We start from the raw sequence: 24,334 nt of genomic DNA on the forward strand, positions 1-24,334 counted from the left end.
TTGTACCGATGTTAACATGCGGTTTCGTACGTTCAAATTTTTCTTTTGCCATTTTAAATTATCCTCCGAGGAAAATAGTAATTCTATTAATCTAATATGAGATTAACCGTTTTTCTTTGCTTGAATTTCTTCAGCAATTTTCTTAGGAACTTCTTCGTAATGATCGAATGTCATAGAGTAGTTACCACGGCCTTGCGTTTTGGAACGAAGGTCAGTTGCGTAACCGAACATTTCACTCAATGGAACATATGCTTTGATATGTTGGGAACCATTACGAGCTTCCATGCCGTCCATGCGACCACGACGAGAGTTCAAGTCACCGATAACGTCGCCCATGTATTCTTCAGGAACGTCTACTTCTACAGCCATGTATGGTTCAAGCAATGCAGGGTCTGCTTTGCGAGCACCTTCTTTGAAGCCCATAGAACCAGCAATTTTGAAGGCCATTTCGTTGGAGTCAACGTCATGGTAGGAACCATCAAATACGATAACTTTAACATCAACCATAGGGTACCCAGCGATAACACCGGATTCCATAGCTTCTTTAACACCGCTTTCAACAGGTCCGATGTATTCACGAGGAATCGCACCACCTACAACCTTGTTTTCAAACTCGAAGCCAGCACCTGGTTCTTGAGGAATCAATTCCAACCAGCAGTGACCATATTGACCACGACCACCAGATTGACGTACGAATTTACCTTCAGCCTTAACAGCTTTACGGATAGTTTCGCGGTATGCTACTTGAGGTTTACCTACGTTACAATCTACTTTGAATTCACGGTTCATACGGTCAACGATGATATCCAAGTGAAGTTCGCCCATACCGGAGATAATAGTTTGACCTGTTTCTTCATCAGTACGAACTTTGAAAGTAGGATCTTCTTCTGCCAAACGAGCAAGAGCTGTGCCCATTTTTTCTTGGTCAGCTTTTGTTTTAGGTTCAACAGCAACAGAGATAACTGGTTCAGGGAATTCCATGGACTCAAGGATTACAGGAGATTTTTCATCACATAATGTGTCGCCTGTAGTAGTATCCTTTAAGCCAACCGCCGCAGCGATGTCACCAGAATATACGCGTTCGATTTCTTTACGGGAGTTAGCGTGCATTTGAAGAATACGACCGATACGTTCTTTTTTACCTTTAGTGGAGTTGAAAACGTAGGAGCCGGATTCCAATGTACCGGAGTACACACGGAAGAACGCTAATTTACCAACATAAGGGTCAGCCATGATTTTGAATGCCAATGCAGAGAATGGTTCTTCATCGGAAGAAGGACGAGTTGTTTCTTCTTCAGTACCAGGAACAACACCCTTAATAGGTGGGATATCGATTGGAGCTGGCATGTAATCGATAACAGCATCCAATAACATTTGAACACCTTTATTTTTATAGGAAGAACCGCAAAGGACTGGGAATAATTGGTTAGCAATAACAGCTTTACGCAATGCCGCTTTCAATTCTTCCACAGAAATTTCTTCGCCTTCCAAATATTTCATCATGATATCATCATCTGTTTCAGCGATAGCATCGATCATCATTTCGCGACGAGCTTCTGCTACTTCTTGATATTCAGCAGGGATATCAGTGATTTCATATTCTTTACCGTCATCGGATTTATAAATTTCCGCTTTCATAGTCATCAAGTCAATGATGCCTTCGAAAGTATCTTCAGCACCGATTGGTACTTGGATAGCTACGGAATTTGCACCCAAACGAACTTTCATCATGTCAACTACGTTGAAGAAGTCAGCACCTACAGTATCCATCTTATTTACATAAGCGATACGAGGTACGCCGTAGTTAGAAGCCTGACGCCATACTGTTTCGGATTGAGGTTCAACGCCACCTTTAGCACTGAACACCGCAACAGAACCGTCAAGTACACGTAGAGAACGTTCTACTTCTACAGTAAAGTCAACGTGACCAGGAGTATCGATGATATTGATACGATGTTCTTTCCATTGACAAGTTGTTGCAGCAGAAGTGATTGTGATACCACGTTCTTGCTCTTGCTCCATCCAGTCCATCGTAGCAGCGCCTTCATGTACTTCGCCGATCTTGTGAACGATACCTGTATAGTAGAGGATACGTTCTGTAGTTGTTGTTTTACCAGCATCGATGTGAGCCATGATACCGATATTACGAGTTTTTGCTAAGGAAAACTCTCTTGCCACAGTTGTCACCTCTTATTACCAACGATAATGAGCAAATGCTTTATTAGCTTCTGCCATTTTATGAGTATCTTCTTTTTTCTTGATTGCAGCGCCTGCATTGTTGAAAGCGTCCATCAATTCGCCTGCCAAACGTTCTTTCATAGTGCGTTCACCACGAAGACGAGCATAATTTACAACCCAACGAATACCGAGGGTTTGACGGCGATCAGCACGAACTTCAACTGGCACTTGATAGTTCGCACCACCGATACGGCGAGCACGTACTTCAAGTACAGGCATAACATTTTTCAATGCTTGATCAAAAACTTCCATTGGGTCTTGACCCATTTTGGAACGAATAATTTCGAATGCATCATATACGATAGTTTCAGCAATGCCTTTTTTACCATCGTACATAACTTTGTTAATGAAACGTGTTACTAATTTACTGTTGTACACCGGATCTGGAAGTACATCACGTTTCGGAACAGGGCCCTTTCTTGGCATGTTCAATTCCTCCTTTATAATGATGTGTGTTAATTTCGTTTAATAGCTAAAATTATTTTTTAGCTTTTTTCGCGCCGTATTTGGAACGACTTTGCATACGATTTTGTACGCCAGCTGTATCCAATGCACCACGAACGATGTGATAACGCACACCTGGAAGGTCTTTTACACGACCGCCTCTGATAAGTACAACACTGTGTTCTTGTAAATTGTGACCAATGCCTGGGATGTAAGCAGTTACTTCAATAGCGTTTGTCAAACGTACACGGGCAACTTTACGAAGCGCGGAGTTTGGTTTCTTTGGAGTAGCTGTGTACACACGAGTACATACACCACGTTTTTGTGGAGATTCTTGAAGGGCAGGAGCTGTAGATTTTTTTGTCAAGCTCATGCGGCCTTTGCGTACTAGCTGATTAATTGTTGGCATTTGGGCACCTCCTTTCCAAATTTGAGATTTATAATTGATCCGTCATAACAAAGTGTTACATCGGATATTACCAAGATTAACGTAGGACACCTACAGCAGTGGCCCGCACCTTAATGCAACACGCACGACCGAGATCATCCATGGTGTGTTTGTCATTCACAGGTATTCCCTGTTCTTCACAAGCAATCCGTAAAGGCTGTACCACACGTTCATCACTATCACAACCCAGGAACACGTACTTCACAGCACCTTTAGCAATTTGTTTCAACGTTTGCTTGGCACCGATTGTTTTGTTCACCGACTTCAGATGGGCAATGTCCATTGTACTAATTCTCCTTACGAAATTATGCCCATTAGGCATACCTCGCCTAAGGCACTATGTAAGTATATCAATTACAGCAGTCCATGTCAAACAATTTCCAATGTCACACACCGCTCTATAGCTGTATTTTATGTGTACACCCATCCGTGTGTTTCATTCAATCTAAAATTATAAACGAAGAATGATTTTTTATTCATATATCATTATTTTTATGTATAAATAATCATTCTATGCATTTACTATTATTTTTTCTTTTACCAATTATGCAAAATTAATATAAACACCATTTTATTATGATATAAATTAATACAGAACAAATATTTGTATTTATAAGTTACTAAAGAAAGGAGATTATATGATTAAACTTATTAAACGTTATTCAGACTTTAATCCCCCTGTAATTATAGGTAGCTTGTCTATCGTCTTAGGGCTAAGCTTATGTGCCCTTCTGATTCCGCAAATATCTCAAAAGATCCTCCAAGGGATTCGTGATATTATATTTGAAGATTTCAGCTGGTTTTATGTTTTATCCATAAGTCTCTTCTTTATCTTCAATATCTTTCTTGCACTTAGTTCGCTAGGTGACATCAAACTTGGTAGCGACGATGAAGAAGCGGAATTCTCTTATACAGCTTGGCTCGCCATGTTATTTGCGGCAGGTACTGGTGTAGGTCTCATGTTCTTCGGTACTGCTGAACCGCTCTCACATTATCACTCCGCTGTAGGCTTAGTCGATGGTGCTCCTAGCGCCAAGGAAGCGTTATTCCGCTCCATCTTCCACTGGGGCATCAATGCATGGACGGTATACGGAATTATGGCTTTAGCATTAGCGTATTTTGGTTTTCGCTATAAGTTGCCATTATCACTACGTTCATGTTTCTATCCGCTGTGGAAGGATAAGATTAATGGCCCACGAGGGCACATTATCGATATCATCGCACTTTGTGTAACTTTATTAGGTATCGTAACCACCTTAGGATTTGGTGCGGCCCAACTAGGTGCAGGTTTCCTATATATTGATATCATCTCCACTAATGACTTTTCCGCACAAACGGTCATCATTATCATCATTATGTCTATTGCCGTTCTATCTGCTGTTACAGGTATTGATAAAGGCGTTAAGCTGCTCAGCGAAATTAATATATCTGTTGCATTAGTCTTAATGCTTTTTGTACTCTGTGCAGGTCCTACATTACTCCTATTAAATACAATGGTAGAAAACTTTGGATACTATCTATCACATATTTTAGGGCAAAGCTTCTATACATCTATCTATACACCAGAAACCCGTCCATGGTTCTTCAGCTGGACCATACTATTCTGGGCTTGGTGGTTATCTTGGGCACCATTTGTGGGCATGTTCATTGCGCGTATTTCAAAAGGTAGGACTATTCGAGAGTTCATCTTTGGGGTACTCATTATTCCAACTGTTTTTACTATCGTTTGGTTTACTATCTTTGGTAATACTGCAATTTATATCGATGAAACAGTAGCAAACGGTGCACTCGGTGCATTAACCGATAAACCAGAACAACTACTCTTTGCATTCCTTGAATATTTACCATTATCCGGTTTAACTAGTCTTCTATCGATTATCGTATTAGCATTATTTTTTATTACATCTGCCGATTCAGGTATTTATGTGTTAAATAATATTGCGGCCTATGATAAATCCACTTCATCTCCAAAGTGGCAATGCTTGATGTGGGGCTCTGTAATGTCCTTTCTTGCCATCAGTTTGCTCAGCATCGGTGGGCTTAATGTACTACAATCGGTAACGCTCATTCTCGCCTTACCATTTGCAGCCTTGATGGTTATCATGTGCTACAGCTTATGGCAAGGATTATTGACAGATACGCAATACTTTAACACAAAACTTTCAACCACATCCATCTACTGGGACAGCAAGAACTGGAAACAAGGTCTTGCCAAGATACTCAACCAAACGCAGTCGGAAGATGTTATTTCCTTTATGAAAACAACAGCATTGCCTGCTATGTATCAGCTCAATAAAGAATTAACCGAAGAGTACGGATTAACTACGAGAATTGACAAACATTTCAATGGTAACGACGCCTCCGTAGAGTTAACCATCGAAAAAGAATCAATGCGCAACTTTACCTATGGCATCAAACTCGTTACGCAAGAGGTATCGGATCATCTCATCGAAGATCCTAACATTCCTCACATTACTGAAAGCACCAACGCAATTCCTATGACATATTTCAGTGACGGGCGCGCCGGATACGATGCGCAGTATATGACACGGGAGGATATCATTACCGATATCATTCGACAGTACGAACGATATCTTACTTTATCGGATGACGTCGGTTATGACATCATGGCTCATGACGCGGAAGAAGCATCTGAATAGAAACCAATAATACCTATAACAAAAGGGTGCACCTCGCAGGTGCACCCTTTTTATTATGTCGCACAATATCAACTATGCAACAAGTCTATACAATTAATATAGCTTAACGGCTGGTCCAAAGTAATTAATCTTCAGACATAACCTCTTCCGTAATATCAATGATTTCAGGTGTATTTTTTACAACTTCAATCTTACGGTAACGACTCATACCTGTACCAGCAGGAATCAACTTACCGATAATTACGTTTTCTTTCAAGCCCAATAATGGATCGATTTTACCCTTGATAGCAGCGTCGGTAAGAACACGTGTTGTTTCTTGGAAGGACGCAGCGGACAAGAAGGAGTCCGTTGCCAAAGCGGCTTTCGTAATACCCAATAGTGTGCGTTTGCCTGTAGCATTTTCACGACCATTGAGGGTAAGACGACGGTTTTCTTCGTCAAAGGTATTAACGTCCACCATATCCCCTGGAAGCATATCCGCATCGCCAGCTGTTTCAATTTTAACTTTATGAAGCATTTGACGAACGATAACTTCGATATGTTTATCGTTAATTTCTACACCTTGGGATTTGTATACTTTTTGTACTTCGTATACGAGATAACGTTGAGTCGCTTCAGTACCCATGACGCGCATGATGTCATGAGGATTGATGGAACCTTCTGTTAAACGAGCGCCCAAGGATACAATGTCACCGTCTTTAACGATAATGCGCGAACCGTAAGGAATGAGGTAATCAAGTTCAATACCATCTTCACCAGTGATAAAGATAGTGTTCGTACCTTTCTTACCTTCATTAGGTACAACGCGAACTGTACCTTCGTTTTCGGCAATGATAGCATTACGTTTTGGTTTACGAGCTTCGAACAATTCTTCGACACGTGGCAAACCTTGTGTAATATCGTCACCTGCGACACCACCAGTATGGAATGTACGCATTGTCAACTGAGTACCCGGTTCACCGATGGATTGTGCTGCAATGATACCTACCGCTTCACCAACTTGAACTTGGTTGCCAGTTCCTAGATCACGACCATAACACTTGCGACATACACCATATGGGCTACGGCAAGTCAATACGGAACGGATTTTTACTGTTTCATAATGTTTTACAACTTCATCAGCTAACGCCTCTGTGATTTCACTATTAAGAGGAACGATGACTTCGCCAGTTTCTTTGTTAACTAATTCTTCAGCTGCAATACGACCTACGATACGGTCTTTTAATGGCTCGATAACACCAGTGCCTTCAACGATAGCTTCCACTTCAATACCATGGATTTCATTGTTCCGCACTTGTACTTCTTTTACATCGGAGTTAAGGATAGCTTCGATGCCTTCTTCAGTAAGACGTGTATCAGCTGGGAAGATTTCTACCCCTTCGCTGTCAACGATTGCTTGTACAGTATCCTTGTTCAACATATTTTGAACCATAGTTTCTTTCAATGTTGCACGAATACTATCGTCGCTTTCACCAAGAATAATTTTTTGAACCAAGTTAGTATGATTAATATCGCTATCAGAGCCCAAATGTGCACCGCGCAATGCGATAGATGTAACACCAGCTTCAGCAATATCTGCCAAGCATTGTTCATCCAAGATAGTTTCAGCTGGTACAACAAGTTCCCCTGTTTCAGCATTCACAACATCTTTATCTAAAACGCGACCAATGAGTTTATCCTTAAGCAATTCTAATGCTTGACGTGGAGATGTAGCCAAACGAGCACGTTCACGAACGAGATCGATACCTACAACGTCACAATCGTCCTCACGAACGATTACATCTTGAGATACGTCAACAAGACGACGTGTCAAGTAACCAGAGTCAGCTGTACGAAGCGCTGTATCGGCCAAACCTTTACGCGCACCATGAGAGGATGTAAAGTAATCCAATACAGTCAAACCTTCTTTAAAGTTTGCTTTGATTGGTAAGTCGATGATACGACCAGATGGATCGGCCATCAAACCACGCATACCAGCAAGCTGACGAATTTGTTGTTTATTACCGCGGGCACCAGAGATAGCCATCATGTAAACAGGGTTAAAGCCGTCTTTATCGCACGCCATATTATCCATCATCGCATCGGTAACATCTTCTGTTGCCTTTGTCCATAATTGGATAGTTTTACGGTAACGTTCTTCCTCTGTAATAAGACCACGGCGGTACATACGAGATACTTTTTCTACCTCTTGTTCCGCTGTATCTAACAAGCTAGTTTTAACTTCTGGTACTTTAATATCAGCAATAGCTACAGTCATACCTGCGCGACGAGCGAAGGAGTAACCCAAGGACTTGATGCGGTCCAATAGTTCTGCTGTTTTTTCATTACCAAACAATTGGAAACATTGATCAACCAATTTACCAACTGTTTTCTTATCCATAACCTTACCTAAAGAGTAAGTGCCATCTTCACGTTTCTCGTATTGCCACAATTCTGGGAATAAAGCATTGTTGAAGATCAAGCGACCTGCTGTTGTTTCTACACGGCCATGATCAGGTAAACGGATATAAAGAATATCTTGCAAACCAATGATATGAGACTCATAGGCAAGCATAACTTCATCATAGGTAGCAAATGTTTTTGCTTTATCACGAGTATCTTCGCGTACAACTGTTAGATAGTATGTACCTAAGATCATATCTTGAGAAGGTACTGCTACTGGCTTACCATCCTTAGTGGACAAAATATTATGGCTAGAAAGCATCAATGTACGAGCTTCCGCTTGTGCTTCTACGGACAATGGTAAGTGACACGCCATTTGGTCACCGTCAAAGTCGGCATTGAAGGCTGTACATACTAATGGATGCAATTTGATAGCACGACCTTCCCAAAGGATTGGTTCGAAGGCTTGGATACCAAGTCTATGCAATGTAGGGGCACGGTTCAAGAGAACTGGATGTTCTTTAATTACCTCTTCCAAGGATTCCCACACGCCAGGGCCAATTCTTTCAACTTGGCGTTTAGCAGCCTTGATGTTGGATGCTTGACCGCGTTCTACCAAACGTTTCATAACGAATGGTTTGAACAATTCTAATGCCATTTCTTTTGGCAAACCACATTGGTGCATTTTAAGTTCAGGACCTACTACGATTACGGAACGACCGGAGTAGTCAACACGTTTACCGAGCAAGTTTTGACGGAAACGACCTTGTTTACCTTTAAGCATGTCGGACAAGGATTTCAATGGGCGGTTACCAGGACCTGTAACAGGACGGCCGCGACGGCCATTATCAATCAATGCATCAACCGCTTCTTGAAGCATGCGTTTTTCGTTGCGCACGATGATATCAGGAGCACCCAAGTCGAGTAAACGTTTCAAACGGTTGTTACGGTTGATAACACGACGGTATAAATCGTTGAGGTCAGATGTAGCAAAACGGCCACCATCTAATTGGACCATAGGACGTAATTCAGGTGGGATTACAGGAACGATGTCCATAATCATCCATTCTGGACGGTTCCCAGATTGACGGAATGCTTCTACTACTTCCAAACGACGAACTGCACGGATTTTACGTTGACCACTAGCAGTGTTCAACTCTTCGCGCAATTCGGCATTCAATGCTTCAAGATCAAGTTCTGATAAGAGAGCTTTTACCGCTTCAGCACCCATGTCGATACATGCGAAGAGAACCTCTTCAGCAGCGCCTAACTCATAGCGTTCTTCGCGAGTTAATTCTTCGTATTCCTTATCAGCTTCTGGTATTGTTGCATCATCACGAAGAGCCGCATTATAGCGCTCTTTGCGTTGTGCTTCACGAACAATAGCTAAACGTTCATTACGTTGAGCCACTGTTTCGATTACGACGGATTTACCACCAATAGTATAACCGTCTTCATTAAATTGAGCTTCGTATTCGCGGTATTCTTGCTCGGACAACAATTGACGTTTTGTCAATGGTGTGCCAGCTGGATCTACTACGATGTAGGAAGCAAAGTATAATACGCGTTCCAAAGAACGTGGTGATATGTCAAGGATAAGACCCATACGGGATGGGATTCCTTTGAAGTACCAAATGTGAGATACAGGAGTAGCCAATTGAATATGGCCCATACGTTCACGACGTACTTTCGCACGGGTAACCTCTACACCACATTTGTCGCAGACTACGCCCTTATGGCGGATGCGTTTATATTTGCCGCAGTGACATTCCCAGTCCTTTGTTGGTCCAAAAATGCGTTCACAGAATAGACCATCACGTTCTGGCTTCAACGTACGGTAGTTAATTGTTTCAGGTTTCTTAACTTCCCCATGAGACCAGGATAAAATCTGCTCTGGAGAGGCTAAACCGATTCGCATGGAATCGAATTCATTTACGTCTAGCACTACTATCGCTCCCTTCCTTATAGATAGTTTTAGTCTTCATCGTTAGAGGAGTCGCCCATTGGGTACGCCAATTGGCTAAGGATATCATCTTCACCGCCATTATCAGCTGGTAAGTCTTCCTCTTCCTCTACTTCTGGTTCTACTACAGTTACTTCATCAGTTTCTACAGCACTGCCTTCCATAACTTCTTCAATACCAGTTTCTACCACCTCATCTTCGTCCTCAAGTTCTTTCATAACAACTTCTTCTTGATCTTCGTTCAAGATTTTTACATCGAGACCGATACTTTGAAGTTCTTTAAGCAATACCTTGAAGGACTCAGGTACACCTGGTTCAGGGATGTTTTCGCCTTTAACGATTTTTTCGTATGCTTTCACACGACCAACAACGTCGTCAGACTTAACAGTTAATAGCTCTTGAAGGGTATAGGCTGCGCCATATGCTTCTAGAGCCCAAACTTCCATTTCCCCGAAACGTTGGCCACCGAACTGAGCTTTACCGCCCAAAGGTTGTTGTGTAACAAGGGAGTACGGACCTGTAGAACGAGCATGGATTTTGTCATCAACCAAATGATGGAGTTTAAGCATGTAAACGTAACCAACAGTAACGCGGTTATCCATCGGTTCACCAGTACGACCATCATATAGAACAGTTTTACCATCATCAGGACGACCTGCAATCGCCAATGTTTCGAATACGTCCTTTTCGTGAGCACCATCAAATACAGGTGTAGCAATATGAATACCTGCTACATCTGGTTTTGGCATGCCATATTTGTCAAAATCATAGCCAAGGCTTTCCAACTCTTTGCGAATTTCAACGCGTTTTTCTTCAGCAGAGTGAATGTTGTTAAGAGTATTCTTGACTTTGCTAATTGCCTCTAATTCTTCTACAAGCGCAGGATCCATTTCAGGAGCCTCTTCTTCAGAATCAAAGAATTCTACATGAAGTGCATTGTATTTAGCTTCAATAGCTTTAAGCTCTTGGTAACGAGCTTCGCCACCCATAGCATCCAATTTCTTTTGCGCTGCTGCTTCTACATGTTTTAAAATTTTAGTTTTCAAAGCAATGATTTGCTCATTTTCTTCGAAATGATTTACCGTAACATCTTCCGCAACTTTCGCTTCCAATACCTCAATTTGAGCATAAAGGTCGCGGATTGCATCGATTTGTTCCCAGTAAGATGCATCAGTACGGGCTTCTTTCAACACGTTTTGAATGTGAAGGTCTGTAGCTTTGATTTTCATACCTAAGCCTTGAACAGCCCACCCCAAGTGAGTTTCAAGAACCTGACCGATGTTCATACGAGAAGGTACGCCCAATGGGTTCAATACGATTTGTACTGGAGTACCATCTGGAAGGAATGGCATATCTTCTTTTCTCATAACGCGAGAAACGACACCTTTGTTACCATGACGGCCCGCCATTTTATCGCCTTCATGAATCTTACGTTTTTGAGCGATATATACGCGAACAAGTTTATTTACGCCTGGTTGTAATTCGTCGCCATTTTCACGGGTGAAGACTTTTACATCTACAACTTTACCAGATTCGCCATGAGGCACGCGCAAAGAAGTATCGCGAACTTCACGTTCTTTGTCACCAAAAATAGCACGCAACAAACGTTCTTCTGGAGTAAGCTCAGTTTCACCTTTTGGTGTAGCTTTACCTACAAGGATATCGCCAGGATGTACTTCTGCACCAATGCAGATAATACCATCTTCGTCTAAGTTTTTAAGTGTGTCGTCACCTGTATTAGGCAACTCACGAGTAATTTCTTCAGCACCTAATTTGGTATCACGAGCATCACATTCGTATTCTTCAATATGAATGGATGTATAGATATCTTCTTTGCAGAGTTCTTCACTAAGCAAGATAGCATCTTCGTAGTTATAACCTTCCCAAGGCATGAACGCTACAAGAACGTTATAACCTAATGCCAATTCGCCGCCATCTGTAGCAGGACCATCAGCCAATACTTGGCCTTTTACAACATGGTCCCCACGATTGACGATTGGTTTTTGGTTAAAGCACGTGGATTGATTAGAACGAAGGAATTTATTCAAATGGTATGTATCAACACGACCATCGCTATCGCGAAGAACGTGGATTTCATTACCCCAACAACGTACAACTTTACCTGCTTCACGCGCCAATACGCAAACACCAGAGTCAGTAGCTGCTGTATATTCCATACCTGTACCAACAAGTGGTGCTTGAGCGCGCAAAAGTGGTACCGCTTGACGTTGCATGTTCGCGCCCATCAAGGCACGGTTAGCATCGTCATTTTCAAGGAATGGAATCATAGCTGTACCAATAGATACAACTTCTTTTGGACTAACGTCCATATAATCAACCTTATCTGGTGTAACTTCCAATACATCATGACCACGACGACAAGCAACATGTTCAGTTGTGAAGTACCCCTCTGCATCAAGCGGAGAGTTTGCTTGGGCAATTGTCATGCCTTCTTCTTCATCAGCGGTCATGTATACTACGCTATCAGATACGCGCACTTTAACAACTTTATCAGCATCCTTGCCTTTACCATACACTTTTTCTACTTTACGGTATGGTGCTTCGATGAAGCCAAATTCGTTTACCTTTGCATAGTTGGACAAGGAGTTAATCAAGCCAATGTTTGGACCTTCTGGAGTTTCAATAGGACACATACGACCATAGTGAGAATGATGCACGTCACGAACTTCGAAACCTGCACGCTCACGAGACAAGCCGCCAGGGCCAAGGGCAGAAAGACGACGTTTGTGAGTCAATTCTGCCAATGGGTTTGTTTGGTCCATGAACTGAGACAATTGAGAAGAACCAAAGAATTCTTTGATAGCTGCCACTACAGGGCGAATATTGATCAACGCTTGAGGTGTAATGGATTCAGTTTCTTGAATGGTCATGCGCTCACGAACAACACGTTCCATACGAGTTAAACCGATACGGAATTGGTTTTGCAACAATTCGCCTACGCAACGAAGGCGACGGTTACCCAAGTGGTCGATATCATCTGTATGACCTGCACCATCCATAAGGTTGAGCAAGTAAGAAATGTTAGCGATCATGTCTTCACGTGTTACTGTACGGTGATCATATGGTAAGTTGCAGTTATTACAGATAACTTTAGACTCTACACCATCATTATTTACGATATAGAATTCAGCAAAACCTTCACCATCGAAAACATGGCTATTAGCAACGATATCAAGTTGTTCTTCCCCAACTTGTACGCCTGCATCAAGGATAATTTCGCCAGTTTCTGGATCTACAATTGGTTGAGCCAATGTTTGACCCAACATACGTTGGCGCCAGCCAAGTTTTTTGTTCAATTTATAACGACCAACGCGCGCTAAGTCATAACGGCGTGCATCGAAGAACAAGTTATCGAACAAGTTGCGAGCAGACTCTACAGTAGGAGGCTCACCTGGACGTAATTTTTTATAGATTTCAACCAATGCTTCATCAGCAGATTGAGTTGTATCTTTTTCTAATGTACGAACGATGCGTTCATCATATACTGGTAAACCATCCTCATCAGTTTTACCATTCCAGAAGAGGTCGAGGATACTTTCATTCGTATCCCAACCTAATGCACGTACCAATACAGTAGCTGGTAATTTACGGTTACGGTCAATACGAACAGCTACCACTTCACTAGCATCTGTTTCAAGTTCAATCCATGCACCACGGTTAGGAATAACTGTGGAATCATACAAACGGTTACCCATTGTATCGATTTCTTTATTGTAGTAAACGCCTGGAGAACGTACTAATTGGGATACGATAACACGTTCTGCACCATTGATGATGAAAGTACCTGTATCTGTCATCAATGGGAAATCGCCCATGAATACTTCTTGTTCTTTAATGTCCATATTTTCTGGATCATTATTTACCAAGCGAATATTTACACGAAGTGGTGCTGCGTAAGTAGCATCACGGTTTTTACATTCATTAATATCATACTTAGGTTCACCTAAGCTGAAACCTTCAAAAGAAAGTACTAGATTACCTGAATTGTCTTTAATCGGAGAAATATCGTTGAAAATATTTTGTAAACCACTCTCCAAGAACCACTCATACGATTTACGTTGAATGTCCAATAAATGCGGCATCTTGATAACTTCGTTAATTTTAGCGTACGTATAACGAGTTCGTTTGCCTACCTGTTCAGGTTTGAACATATTTGCTTTCACCCCTATCAAATCACACTGGTCTACCATTTTCTATAACGGCATGAAAAAGACATCTTACAGGTCTCAGTTTTCCTGCTCGGGCAACGTCAAATAAAGCAAGGTCCATTTCATTTTTAAAATAACCTTGCTTCCCATTAACCAAGCACAACCTTGGAAGAAAACCTCATCACTATTTGTGTTATAGTTTTTACATCCAAAAGCAGAAAACGCTACTTTTGCAATATATAATTCTATCAGTATTAAAAAAGACTGTCAACCAAAAGGGTTGACAGTCTTTTATTTTCATGCTTTATTCATGTATCAAAAGAGAACCATAAATTAGTTGCCTTTTTGTTTTAAAAGATTCGCACCAGCGATACCAGGGCGAGTCATTTCTTTAGGAGAAAGAATATGATTAATTTCATCCTCAGTCAATAAACCTTGATCCAAGATGATATCGCGAATAGCTCGACCTGTTTCATACGCTTCTTTCGCCAATGCAGAAGCTGTTTCATAGCCAAGATGTGGCAACAATGCTGTTACGATACCAACGGAACGATTCAACCAGTACTCGCATTGTTCACGGTCTACTTCAAGATCAACAAGCAATTTATCAACGAATGTATTTACACCGTTTTTGAGGTAGCAAAGGTTATTGAACAAGTTGTATGCCAATACAGGTTCCATAACATTTAACTCGAATTGACCATTTTCTACAGCTAATGTAATAGTAAGGTCATTACCGATAACTTGGTAACACACTTGATTCAATACTTCAGCAATAACAGGATTTACTTTTCCTGGCATGATAGAGGAGCCTGGTTGACGGGCAGGCAATTTTAATTCACCAATGCCACAGCGAGGTCCAGATGCCATTAAGCGAAAATCATTTGCCATCTTAATCAACACAAGTGCAGTTACCTTCAAACCGCTAGAGATATCAGCAAATACGTCTGTATTGTTTGTGGCATCGATTAAGTTCTCCGCGGTGTAGAACGGTTCGCCTACTACTTCACTAAGTTCATAAGCTACATCATGAATATAATTAGGTTCAGCATTAAGGCCTGTACCAACTGCAGTGGCACCCATGTTGATTACATGTGCACCTTCAACGGCAGATTTAATACGTTTAATTCCACGACGAATACCAGATGCATAAGCGCCCATCTCTTGTCCCAATGTAATAGGCACCGCATCTTGTAAATGAGTACGCCCCATTTTTAAAATTTCACTATATTCATCAGCCTTTTTCTCAAGCTCATCAACAAGACGTTGCAAAGCTTCAAGTAACGGTTTAGATTTCAAAATTGCACAAACTTTAATCGCTGTTGGGAAAGCGTCATTTGTAGATTGTGCCATGTTACAGTGATTGTTAGGGCTTACAATATCATAGCTACCTTTTGGATGACCTAAAATTTCACAAGCACGATTTGCCAACACTTCGTTCATATTCATATTCACAGAAGTGCCAGCACCACCTTGAATTGGATCAACTGGAAATTGGTCAGCAAATTCACCTGCAATAACTTCATCAGCTGCTTGAACAATCGCTTTACCGATAGATACATTGAGACGACCTGTTTTCATATTAGCTAAAGCAGATGCTTTTTTTACCATCGCTAGAGCTTTAATAAAATCTTGGTCTAAATGTTTCCCTGTAATATGGAAGTTTTCTAAGGCACGAATCGTTTGCACACCATAATATAACTCATCCGCTACTTCTAATTCACCTAGGAAATCATGTTCTTTTCTCATAATAGATCCTCTTTCCACTATTTCATATATTAGATGATAGTTTAATGAAACGGTTTTATCTTATGCGCTCATTATAGCATGTATTTTGTATACATAAAAGTCATTTCATGTATTCCGAATAAACAATATTCTATACAATATATTATTTCATAAATAATTATTTTTTTTGTAACTATCTCCATATTATCTCCATATTATCTCCATATTATCTCCATATTTATAAAGGCTCTATTTTTATCTTTGATTAGTTTAAATATTACACGCCCTATAGTACAATAATATAAACTATATAAGTAAGGAGTAACTATGATTAACAATCACATGCTGCGCATAGGTGCGCTCTTTTTATTAACCGTTTTATGCTACGGCTTTTATAATGCCTATTTGCCAATCACTGATCCGGTGGAGTCCAACTATGTTCTCTCCGCCATCACCATGCTAAAACACAACTCATGGATATCCCCCATGATATATGATCACGTATGGTATGATAAACCACCGCTCACCTATTGGGCACTTATGATTACGTACAAACTTTTTGGTATATCAGACTTTACATCTCGTATACCGAATACACTTGTTGCGGGAGCTAGCGTGGCCCTAATGTATCATATAACTTACCGCATATCTAAAAGTACCTTTGCCGGTATACTCTGTGCGATTTTATTAATGAGTACACTACAGTTTTGGTATATATCTCATGCAGTTATAACCGATGGATTTCTATTTCTCTTCACCCTAGCTATATTTGGATATAGCTATTTAGCTTTTACCAATAATGACAGGTCAGCTATGGTGAAAGCTTACATTGCTGCTGCCTTAGCCGTGATTACCAAAGGACCTATAGGCATTATTTTACCTGGACTGATATTACTTATTTATATATGTGCACACCACGCAATCCATAGAAAGGATAAAAGCTATCAACTTTCAAAGGATATAAAATTACTATTTAATCCCTTAGGACTATTAGGCTTTATAGCGATAGCTAGCCCTTGGTATATTGCTATGTATTCCATTCACGGTGAGCAGTTTATTTCCGGATTCTTAGGTCTACACAATGTAGATCGAGCTCTTATATCTGAACATCCTAAATTTAATGTATGGTATTACTATCTATTAATTGTGCCCCTTTCACTATTACCATGGACACCTGTAATAGTCTATCATTTAAAAGATCTTAACTGGAAAGATGATTTTGATCTATTAGGTATTATATGGTTTATAGTTATAGTTCTATTCTACTCTCTAGTAGCTACAAAGTATCTAACCTACACATTACCTGCCATTATTCCTTGTATAATATGGGCGGCTGTAAAAATTTGTGAATTAGTTACTGACAAAGAAACCGGTGAATTTACTCAATCATTCAAAAAGTTTAATTATTTAATTACCCTACCACTAGGTATTTACTACATGATTTTTACATTTGCTACAGCTTTTGATAAAAGTCTTGATAGTAAACCGTTAATCGTAGGTTCCTTTATTATAGTATGTATGATTTTAATCGGTCGATACTACATAACATCATTTTTCAAACTAGCAATATATGCTTTAGTTCCACTAATTACTTTATACTCAGCTATTACAATTACAGTACCACCAATATTATTTAATCAATCTGGTTTACAGTTTAGAACGTTCATCGAAGATACATCAAAACCAATATATGTATATGGCAGTTACTATACTTCCATTGTATATTACATGGACACTACACCTACCCAAGTTTTCGTAGATACAACTGATGATTCTATATGGACCGAAGGCAAAACATTAATGCCTACCATAACTAAAGAAACATTTCTAAAAGATGTATCAAATAATCGTGGTGCCTATGTCATCGTTCCGAAAAAATATGACAAAGACTTTTCTAATGCATTATCGTATCCAGAGGCAAAATTAGTCAACAAAACAAAACTCGCATCAATTTATAAGCTTCAATAAAAAAAGGCGTACCCATAGGGTACGCCTTTAATATGTCCAGAATTATTTCAATTCTACGGATGCGCCAGCTTCTTCCAATTGAGCTTTCAAAGCTTCAGCAGCTTCAGCAGCTACGCCTTCTTTTACAGGTGCAGGAGCGCCGTCAACGATAGCTTTAGCTTCTTTCAAGCCAAGACCAGTTGCTTCACGAACAACTTTGATTACGTTGATTTTAGATGCGCCAGCATCTTTCAAGATTACGTCGAAGGAATCTTTAGCAGCGCCGCCTTCAGCACCACCAGCAGCTGCTACAGCTACAGGAGCTGCTGCAGTTACGCCAAATTCTTCTTCGATTGCTTTTACAAGATCATTAAGTTCAAGGATTGTTGCTTCTTTCAATTCAGCAACGATGTTTTCAATGTTCAATGCCATTTTAGATTTCCTCCATAAATTAGTTTATAGTGCCAGCCTCAAGCGGCCAACGAATACTTTGCAAAAAATATTATTCTGCAGGTTGAGCTTCTGCAACAGCTTTGACAGCGTATGCAACGTTGCGAACAGGTGCTTGCAATACGGAAAGCAACATGGAAAGCATACCTTCGCGGTTTGGAAGAGATGCAATTGCTTTAACGCCTGCAGCGTCCATAACTTCGCCTTCAACGATACCAGCTTTAACTGTTACAACTTCTTTCTCAGTAGTTTTGATGAATTGTTCGATTACACGAGCAGGTGCAACAGCATCTTCTTTAGAAGTAGCCAATGCAGTTGGACCTTCTAAATGCTCAGCGAAACCTTCAAGATTCAATTCATTTGCAGCAATACGAGTCAAAGTATTTTTGATTACTTTGTATTCAACACCTTCAGCCAACATTTTGCGGCGAAGATCAGTTGCTTGCGCAACAGTCAAACCAGAGTAACCAATCAATACAGCGCCTTTTGCTTCAGAAAGAGTTTCTTTCATTTGAGCAACGATTGCTTTCTTTTGTTCAGTGACAGCCATTAGATTACCTCCTTGTAGATTTTTTGGTGCTCTATGTACTATCTTAGCGTAAAAAACGACCCCATCGCACGCGATGAGGTCGAACTAGTCCTAGATTGTTCTAGTGTCAGCCTCAGCGGGCGGATTTTCATCCATTATACATACCAGCCGTCTACAGCTAAGAGACATATTTAATTATTGCTCTTTGGAAACAGTGCTCAATTTGAACACATTCAAAGGTACACCAGGGCCCATTGTAGCGGACAAGGTTACAGATTTAATGTATTGACCTTTAGCTGCTACAGGTTTAGCCTTGATAATAGTATCAACGATTGTACGGTAGTTGTCAAGTAATTTTTCTTCATCGAAAGATGCTTTACCGATAGAGCAAGAGATAATACCTGCTTTATCAGTACGGTATTCGATTTTACCAGCTTTGATTTCGTTTACTGCACGAGCAACGTCTGGAGTTACTGTACCAACTTTAGGGTTTGGCATCAAGCCTTTAGGACCCAAAATTTTACCAAGACGGCCAACTTGACCCATCATGTCTGGTGTAGCAACTACTACGTCGAAGTCGCTCCAACCACCTTGGATTTTAGCTACTAACTCTTCAGAACCTACAAAATCTGCACCAGCTTCTTCAGCTGCCTTAATATTGTCGCCTTTTGCGAATACAAGAACGCGTTTAGTTTTGCCAGTACCATGAGGCAATACTACTGCACCACGAACTTGTTGATCAGCGTATTTAGGGTCGACATTCAAGTTGAAAGCAATTTCAACTGTTTCATCGAAATTTGCAGTTGCAGTTTTCTTAACCAACTCAATTGCTTCTACTGGTTCGTAGAATTTACCAGCTTCAATAAGTTTTACTGCTTCAGCGTATTTCTTACCTACTTTTGCCATTATAATATCCTCCTTATGTGGTCAAACGGGAATTCCCTCCCACCGATTTGCGCCTTATGCGCAAGTCGTACGCTTATTAGTCAACGATTTCAATGCCCATGCTGCGAGCAGTACCTTCCACCATGCGCATACCTTGTTCTACGGTATTAGCATTCAAGTCAGGCATTTTCAATTCAGCAATTTCACGAACTTTATCGCGACCTACTTTTGCTACTTTATCACGGTTAGGCACACCAGAACCTTTTGGAATACCTGCAGCTTTTTTCAACAATACTGCAGCTGGTGGAGTCTTAGTGATGAAGTCGAAGCTACGATCTTCATATACGTTAATAACTACTGGAATAATTAAGCCAGCTTGTTTAGCAGTACGTTCGTTGAATTCTTTTGTGAAAGCAACGATGTTAACACCTGCTTGACCTAGTGCAGGACCAACTGGTGGTGCTGGAGTAGCTTTAGCGGCTTCAATTTGTAGTTTTACTTGTTTAACTAATTTCTTAGCCATGGGTAATTAAACCTCCTATGCTTATACTGTGGTGGTAACGGATATATATCCTCCCACTGGCAACCAAAATCGATTGCTCTTTTTAGAGTTATATTATTATATTTATATATTAAAGAGCTTTCTCAACTTGAGAGAACTCTAACTCTACCTCGGTATCTCGATTGAACATTTCTACGCTAAGTTTCAATGTTCCTTTATCAGGGTTAAGTTCGGTAATAACACCTAGTTTATCTTCAAAGGCACCGGACGTAATGCGAACCGTTTCACCAACTTCTACATCAACGTTAATGGTTGGTTTCTTATCCAAGCCCTGAGACTTAAGTATATGTTCTACTTCGGAATCAGAAAGTGGAACTGGTTTTGTAGCAGAGCCAACGAAACCTGTTACACCTGGCGTGTTGCGTACAACATACCAAGAACGGTCATTAACTTCCATTTCCACCAATACATACCCAGGAAATATCTTACGTTTTACTACTTTTTTAACCCCATCTTTTTCATCTATTTCGTCTTCAAGAGGCACCAAAATTCGGCTGATCACATCTTGTAGCCCCATAGATTGAACTTTAAGTTCAAGAGTGGTTTTTACTTTATTTTCGTAGCCTGAATAGGTATGAATTACATACCACTTCTTATCTGCTTCCATGTAATGGCCCCCTTATCCAACAAAGTGCAACAACGTATTAAAAAGTTGGGCAAAGAGTCCATCAAGCACAGAAATAATCAAAGCGATGAATATGGTCACTAAGAATACTACTATTGTGTAATTGATAAGCTCTTTTTTTGTTGGCCAGACTACTTTTTTTAGTTCAGCTTTCACACCGCGGAAGAATTTTCCAAATCCACCACGCTGCTGCACTGCTGAGTTAGACTTTGCCATTGTGTTTCACATCCTCAAATCAACAGGTAATGAATGATAAGAATTATTTTGTTTCACGGTGTAATGTATGTTTACCGCAGAATTTGCAATATTTCATCATTTCAATACGATCAGGATTGTTCTTTTTATTCTTGTTCGTTTGATAGTTGCGTTGTTTGCAATCTGTGCAAGCTAAAGTAATGGCATTACGCATCCGGATACACCTCGCTTTATATTTACTAATCTGTCTCTTGTACTCGAAAACGCTCGACTACATACTAAAAAACTATATCATACGTAGCAAGCGATGTCAAGAAATTAAGCAACTCAAAAAAGCCAGGCACGTATGCCTGACATGGATAGTATAACAGACAATGGCGCCCCTTGTCTACCCAAAGAACGCCATGTCATATTAGCTTATAGTTAGCTTATATATATTATATTTAATATTATAATTACATATTTACTATTATTGCTTCGTTTATTACTGTTTCTTTGTGAAAGTTACTTTCACGATTTGCCAGAAGAAGGCCAATGCCCCCAATATCATGATGGTATCGCCAACCATGCGAAGCCAACGCAAATTTTGTAACAATGGTTGTTGCATAAAGTCTTCACTGCGAGCGAGCCATAAGCCTTGTGTAACACTTGCCCAACTTTGAATCAAGCCAATTGGCAATAGACTGATAAGAACCATTAACGCAAGGCCCCAATTCAATGCCCAGAAACCGAATTTCATCAACTTGTCGTTAAATTCCACTTCAGGTCGAATATAACGAGCGATGAGGAATACAAAGCCTAAACTCAAGAACCCGTATACGCCGAACAACGCCGTATGAGCATGAACAGCTGTCGTATTTAGACCTTGAATATAGAACAAGGAAACCGGCATATTAATTAAGAAGCCGAAGATGCCTGCACCCACCAAGTTCCAGAAGGATACGGCAATGAAGCAGTATACAGGCCATTTTAGTCGATGCATCCAAGGAGCACTATGAAGGCGTGTATAATTTTCAAACGCTTCATATCCCAAGAGTACAAGAGGCACTACTTCCAACGCGGAGAACGATGCCCCTGTGGCCACGATAGTCGATGTAACACCGGTGAAATAAAGATGATGGAATGTACCAGGGATACCGCCGATAAGGTAAATGGCACCGGACGAAATCGCTGCTATGGTACCTGCACGGTAAGATACGAGACCAAGTGTTACGAAAATAAAGGCCATCAACGTAGTAGAGAATACTTCAAAGAATCCTTCTACCCAAAGGTGAATAACCCACCAGCGCCAGTATTCCATGATTGCCAAGTGGCTGTGTTCTCCGTAGAAAAGACCTGGTCCATAGAAAATACCGACCATCACAACGGAGAAAATAAAGGCAGCAATAAGGTTTTTATCCCCTTTATTTTTGAAAGCACCAATGATGCTGCGCACCATGAGTACAAGCCAAAATAGAATGCCGATATATTCAATCCATTGCCATACGCGCCCCAACTCGATAAACTCATATCCTTGGTGACCCAAGTAGAAGTTTAGAGACGCCGGAATCTCATGAGCAACACCTAAATATGTACCTGTAAAGGAACCCACTACCAACACAACGAGTGCCCAGAACAAAATATCCACGCCCAATTTTTGGAACTTAGGATCTTTACCGCCATTAATAATCGGCGCCAAGAATAAACCGGCACTCAAGAATGCCATCGCAATCCAGAACAAGGATGCTTGAATATGCCAAGTACGAGCAATAGAATATGGGAAATACTGCGCCAATGGAATGCCATAGAAAGCCTGTCCTTCTACGGTGTAGTGCGCAATGATACCACCCATACCAAGTTGGAGTAAAAATAATGCCAAAATCGTAAATAAATATTTTCCTAAAGACCGTTGAGATGGTGTGAGATGCAATTTGGAAATTGGATCTTCCGCAGGTGGTGTTAATTCATGTTCATCTTGTTTGCGACCGAATGCCCACATCCATACGACAATACCAATACCACAAAGTAAAATAATAACACTCACAACAGACCAAGCTACGCTTTCCGGTGTTGGATTATGATCTAACAATGGCTCGTGAGGCCAATTGTTGGTGTATGTTGCATCTGTACCAGGGCGTTGAGTCGATGCCATCCACGTAGTCCAGAAGAAGAATCGTGCCATATCAATACGATCTTTTAATTCTGGCAACGTATTGTCTTTCATCGCAAAATGATCGCGTGTTTCGGACAATTTAGGGTTATCACCATACAGTTCAATAAAATATTGTCCGGTTAAATTCATCGCTGTAATACGTTCCGGTGAAAGCACAACAGTTCCATCTTCACGAACAGCACTGTTAAAGTACTCTGCTTTAACTGCTTCTTTAACAGCCGCTTTCTGCACATCACCTAACTGTTCATAAAGAACACCAAAAGCTTCTTGAGACTTGATATCAAGCATTACGGACACTTCTTTGTGCAACCAATCAGCTGTCCAGTCCGGGGCTTGATATGCGCCATGACCTAGTACGGTCCCTACAGATTGACCACCTGTAGATTGCCAAGCCGATTGACCATGTAAGATATCATCCTTAGTGAACAAAACCTGTCCATCTTGAGATACATACGCGGTTGGTACCGGTGGCGCTTGATGATATACATCAGTACCCAAATAGCCAAGAATAGAGAATCCAATAATAAGAACTGCTACTACGGCTATCCAATACTTTTTGTATTCGCCCATCACATTACCTCCTTTTCTATAAAAGCACAAAAAGAGAGCCTATGCTCTCCTCATATATAATATACACTAATTTTATAAATAAAGTTGTATCTAAGGTTACAATATATTAAAATTTCTTCTCAATTTGTATCAATAGTATGATTATCCTTTGAAGCCTGAATACAACGTATATATCACCTTACAAAATCATCATTGTTTCAATATATTAGCGATTCAATTCTATACTCTTAATCATCAATATATACAAAATAAAAGGGACCCATTGGGTCCCTTTTATTGAGTCTAAAATTCAATTATATAGCTAATGTATCGATACATTGAGCTATAAACTTGTATTAACCTTCGATTTCTGTTACTACGCCAGCGCCTACTGTATGGCCACCTTCG

17 protein-coding genes are annotated in these 24,334 nt (G+C 40.5%); 2 read left to right on the forward strand and 15 right to left on the reverse strand.

Annotated features, from left to right (window positions below; all coding sequences use genetic code 11):
• Positions 1 to 102 precede the first annotated feature (102 nt).
• From fusA to DW000_RS09610, 4 genes are all read right to left on the reverse strand, one after another.
• The gene (gene fusA / locus DW000_RS09595; protein ID WP_120056234.1) at positions 103 to 2,178 is read right to left on the reverse strand and encodes an elongation factor G; all 2,076 of its coding nucleotides are present in this window, start codon (positions 2,176 to 2,178) and stop codon (positions 103 to 105) included.
• Positions 2,179 to 2,193: 15 nt separating this feature from the next.
• Positions 2,194 to 2,664 carry a 30S ribosomal protein S7 gene (rpsG, locus tag DW000_RS09600; protein ID WP_004693556.1) on the reverse strand — a complete coding sequence of 157 codons (471 nt, stop codon included), beginning with the start codon at positions 2,662 to 2,664 and terminating at the stop codon, positions 2,194 to 2,196.
• A 52-nt stretch (positions 2,665 to 2,716) separates the two neighbouring features.
• The gene (gene rpsL, locus DW000_RS09605; RefSeq protein WP_004693554.1) at positions 2,717 to 3,091 is read right to left on the reverse strand and encodes a 30S ribosomal protein S12; all 375 of its coding nucleotides are present in this window, start codon (positions 3,089 to 3,091) and stop codon (positions 2,717 to 2,719) included.
• A 76-nt stretch (positions 3,092 to 3,167) separates the two neighbouring features.
• On the reverse strand, positions 3,168 to 3,413 hold the full coding sequence (locus tag DW000_RS09610; protein WP_120056236.1) for a ribosomal L7Ae/L30e/S12e/Gadd45 family protein: 246 nt from the start codon (positions 3,411 to 3,413) through the stop codon (positions 3,168 to 3,170).
• Between the two features lie 355 nt (positions 3,414 to 3,768).
• Between DW000_RS09610 and DW000_RS09615 the strand changes: the two genes are divergently transcribed.
• Positions 3,769 to 5,790, forward strand: a complete 2,022-nt coding sequence (locus DW000_RS09615) for a BCCT family transporter (protein ID WP_120056238.1) — start codon at positions 3,769 to 3,771, stop codon at positions 5,788 to 5,790.
• 124 nt (positions 5,791 to 5,914) lie between these two features.
• Here DW000_RS09615 and rpoC read toward each other — a convergent pair whose 3' ends face one another.
• From rpoC to DW000_RS09630, 3 genes are all read right to left on the reverse strand, one after another.
• Positions 5,915 to 10,117 (reverse strand): DNA-directed RNA polymerase subunit beta', encoded by a 4,203-nt coding sequence (rpoC, locus tag DW000_RS09620; protein ID WP_120056240.1) that lies wholly within the window; start codon positions 10,115 to 10,117, stop codon positions 5,915 to 5,917.
• Between the two features lie 29 nt (positions 10,118 to 10,146).
• The gene (gene rpoB / locus DW000_RS09625) at positions 10,147 to 14,307 is read right to left on the reverse strand and encodes a DNA-directed RNA polymerase subunit beta (RefSeq protein WP_060919552.1); all 4,161 of its coding nucleotides are present in this window, start codon (positions 14,305 to 14,307) and stop codon (positions 10,147 to 10,149) included.
• 330 nt (positions 14,308 to 14,637) lie between these two features.
• Positions 14,638 to 16,053 carry an aspartate ammonia-lyase gene (locus DW000_RS09630; protein WP_120056242.1) on the reverse strand — a complete coding sequence of 472 codons (1,416 nt, stop codon included), beginning with the start codon at positions 16,051 to 16,053 and terminating at the stop codon, positions 14,638 to 14,640.
• A 306-nt stretch (positions 16,054 to 16,359) separates the two neighbouring features.
• Between DW000_RS09630 and DW000_RS09635 the strand changes: the two genes are divergently transcribed.
• Entirely contained in the window at positions 16,360 to 18,000 is a 1,641-nt protein-coding gene (locus DW000_RS09635; protein WP_120056244.1) for a glycosyltransferase family 39 protein, read from the forward strand.
• A 42-nt stretch (positions 18,001 to 18,042) separates the two neighbouring features.
• On the opposite strand, the gene rplL is transcribed toward DW000_RS09635, so the two are convergent.
• From rplL to DW000_RS09675, 8 genes are all read right to left on the reverse strand, one after another.
• Positions 18,043 to 18,411, reverse strand: a complete 369-nt coding sequence (rplL, locus tag DW000_RS09640; protein WP_004693540.1) for a 50S ribosomal protein L7/L12 — start codon at positions 18,409 to 18,411, stop codon at positions 18,043 to 18,045.
• Positions 18,412 to 18,481: 70 nt separating this feature from the next.
• Positions 18,482 to 18,979 carry a 50S ribosomal protein L10 gene (gene rplJ / locus DW000_RS09645; protein WP_118091681.1) on the reverse strand — a complete coding sequence of 166 codons (498 nt, stop codon included), beginning with the start codon at positions 18,977 to 18,979 and terminating at the stop codon, positions 18,482 to 18,484.
• Between the two features lie 174 nt (positions 18,980 to 19,153).
• Complete coding sequence (gene rplA / locus DW000_RS09650) at positions 19,154 to 19,864, reverse strand: 50S ribosomal protein L1 (protein WP_004693536.1); 711 nt, start codon at positions 19,862 to 19,864, stop codon at positions 19,154 to 19,156.
• A gap of 76 nt (positions 19,865 to 19,940) precedes the next feature.
• Entirely contained in the window at positions 19,941 to 20,366 is a 426-nt protein-coding gene (rplK, locus tag DW000_RS09655) for a 50S ribosomal protein L11 (RefSeq protein ID WP_004693535.1), read from the reverse strand.
• Positions 20,367 to 20,475: 109 nt separating this feature from the next.
• The gene (nusG, locus tag DW000_RS09660; RefSeq protein ID WP_008602485.1) at positions 20,476 to 21,012 is read right to left on the reverse strand and encodes a transcription termination/antitermination protein NusG; all 537 of its coding nucleotides are present in this window, start codon (positions 21,010 to 21,012) and stop codon (positions 20,476 to 20,478) included.
• 12 nt (positions 21,013 to 21,024) lie between these two features.
• Complete coding sequence (gene secE, locus DW000_RS09665) at positions 21,025 to 21,246, reverse strand: preprotein translocase subunit SecE (RefSeq protein WP_004693531.1); 222 nt, start codon at positions 21,244 to 21,246, stop codon at positions 21,025 to 21,027.
• 43 nt (positions 21,247 to 21,289) lie between these two features.
• A complete protein-coding gene (gene rpmG / locus DW000_RS09670) occupies positions 21,290 to 21,439 on the reverse strand; it encodes a 50S ribosomal protein L33 (protein ID WP_004693530.1) in 150 nt (49 codons plus the stop codon).
• Positions 21,440 to 21,709: 270 nt separating this feature from the next.
• The gene (locus DW000_RS09675) at positions 21,710 to 23,947 is read right to left on the reverse strand and encodes a nitric-oxide reductase large subunit (protein ID WP_004693527.1); all 2,238 of its coding nucleotides are present in this window, start codon (positions 23,945 to 23,947) and stop codon (positions 21,710 to 21,712) included.
• Between the last annotated feature and the right edge of the window lie 387 nt (positions 23,948 to 24,334).

Source organism: Veillonella sp. AF36-20BH (assembly GCF_003602765.1).
Lineage (GTDB): Bacteria > Bacillota > Negativicutes > Veillonellales > Veillonellaceae > Veillonella > Veillonella hominis.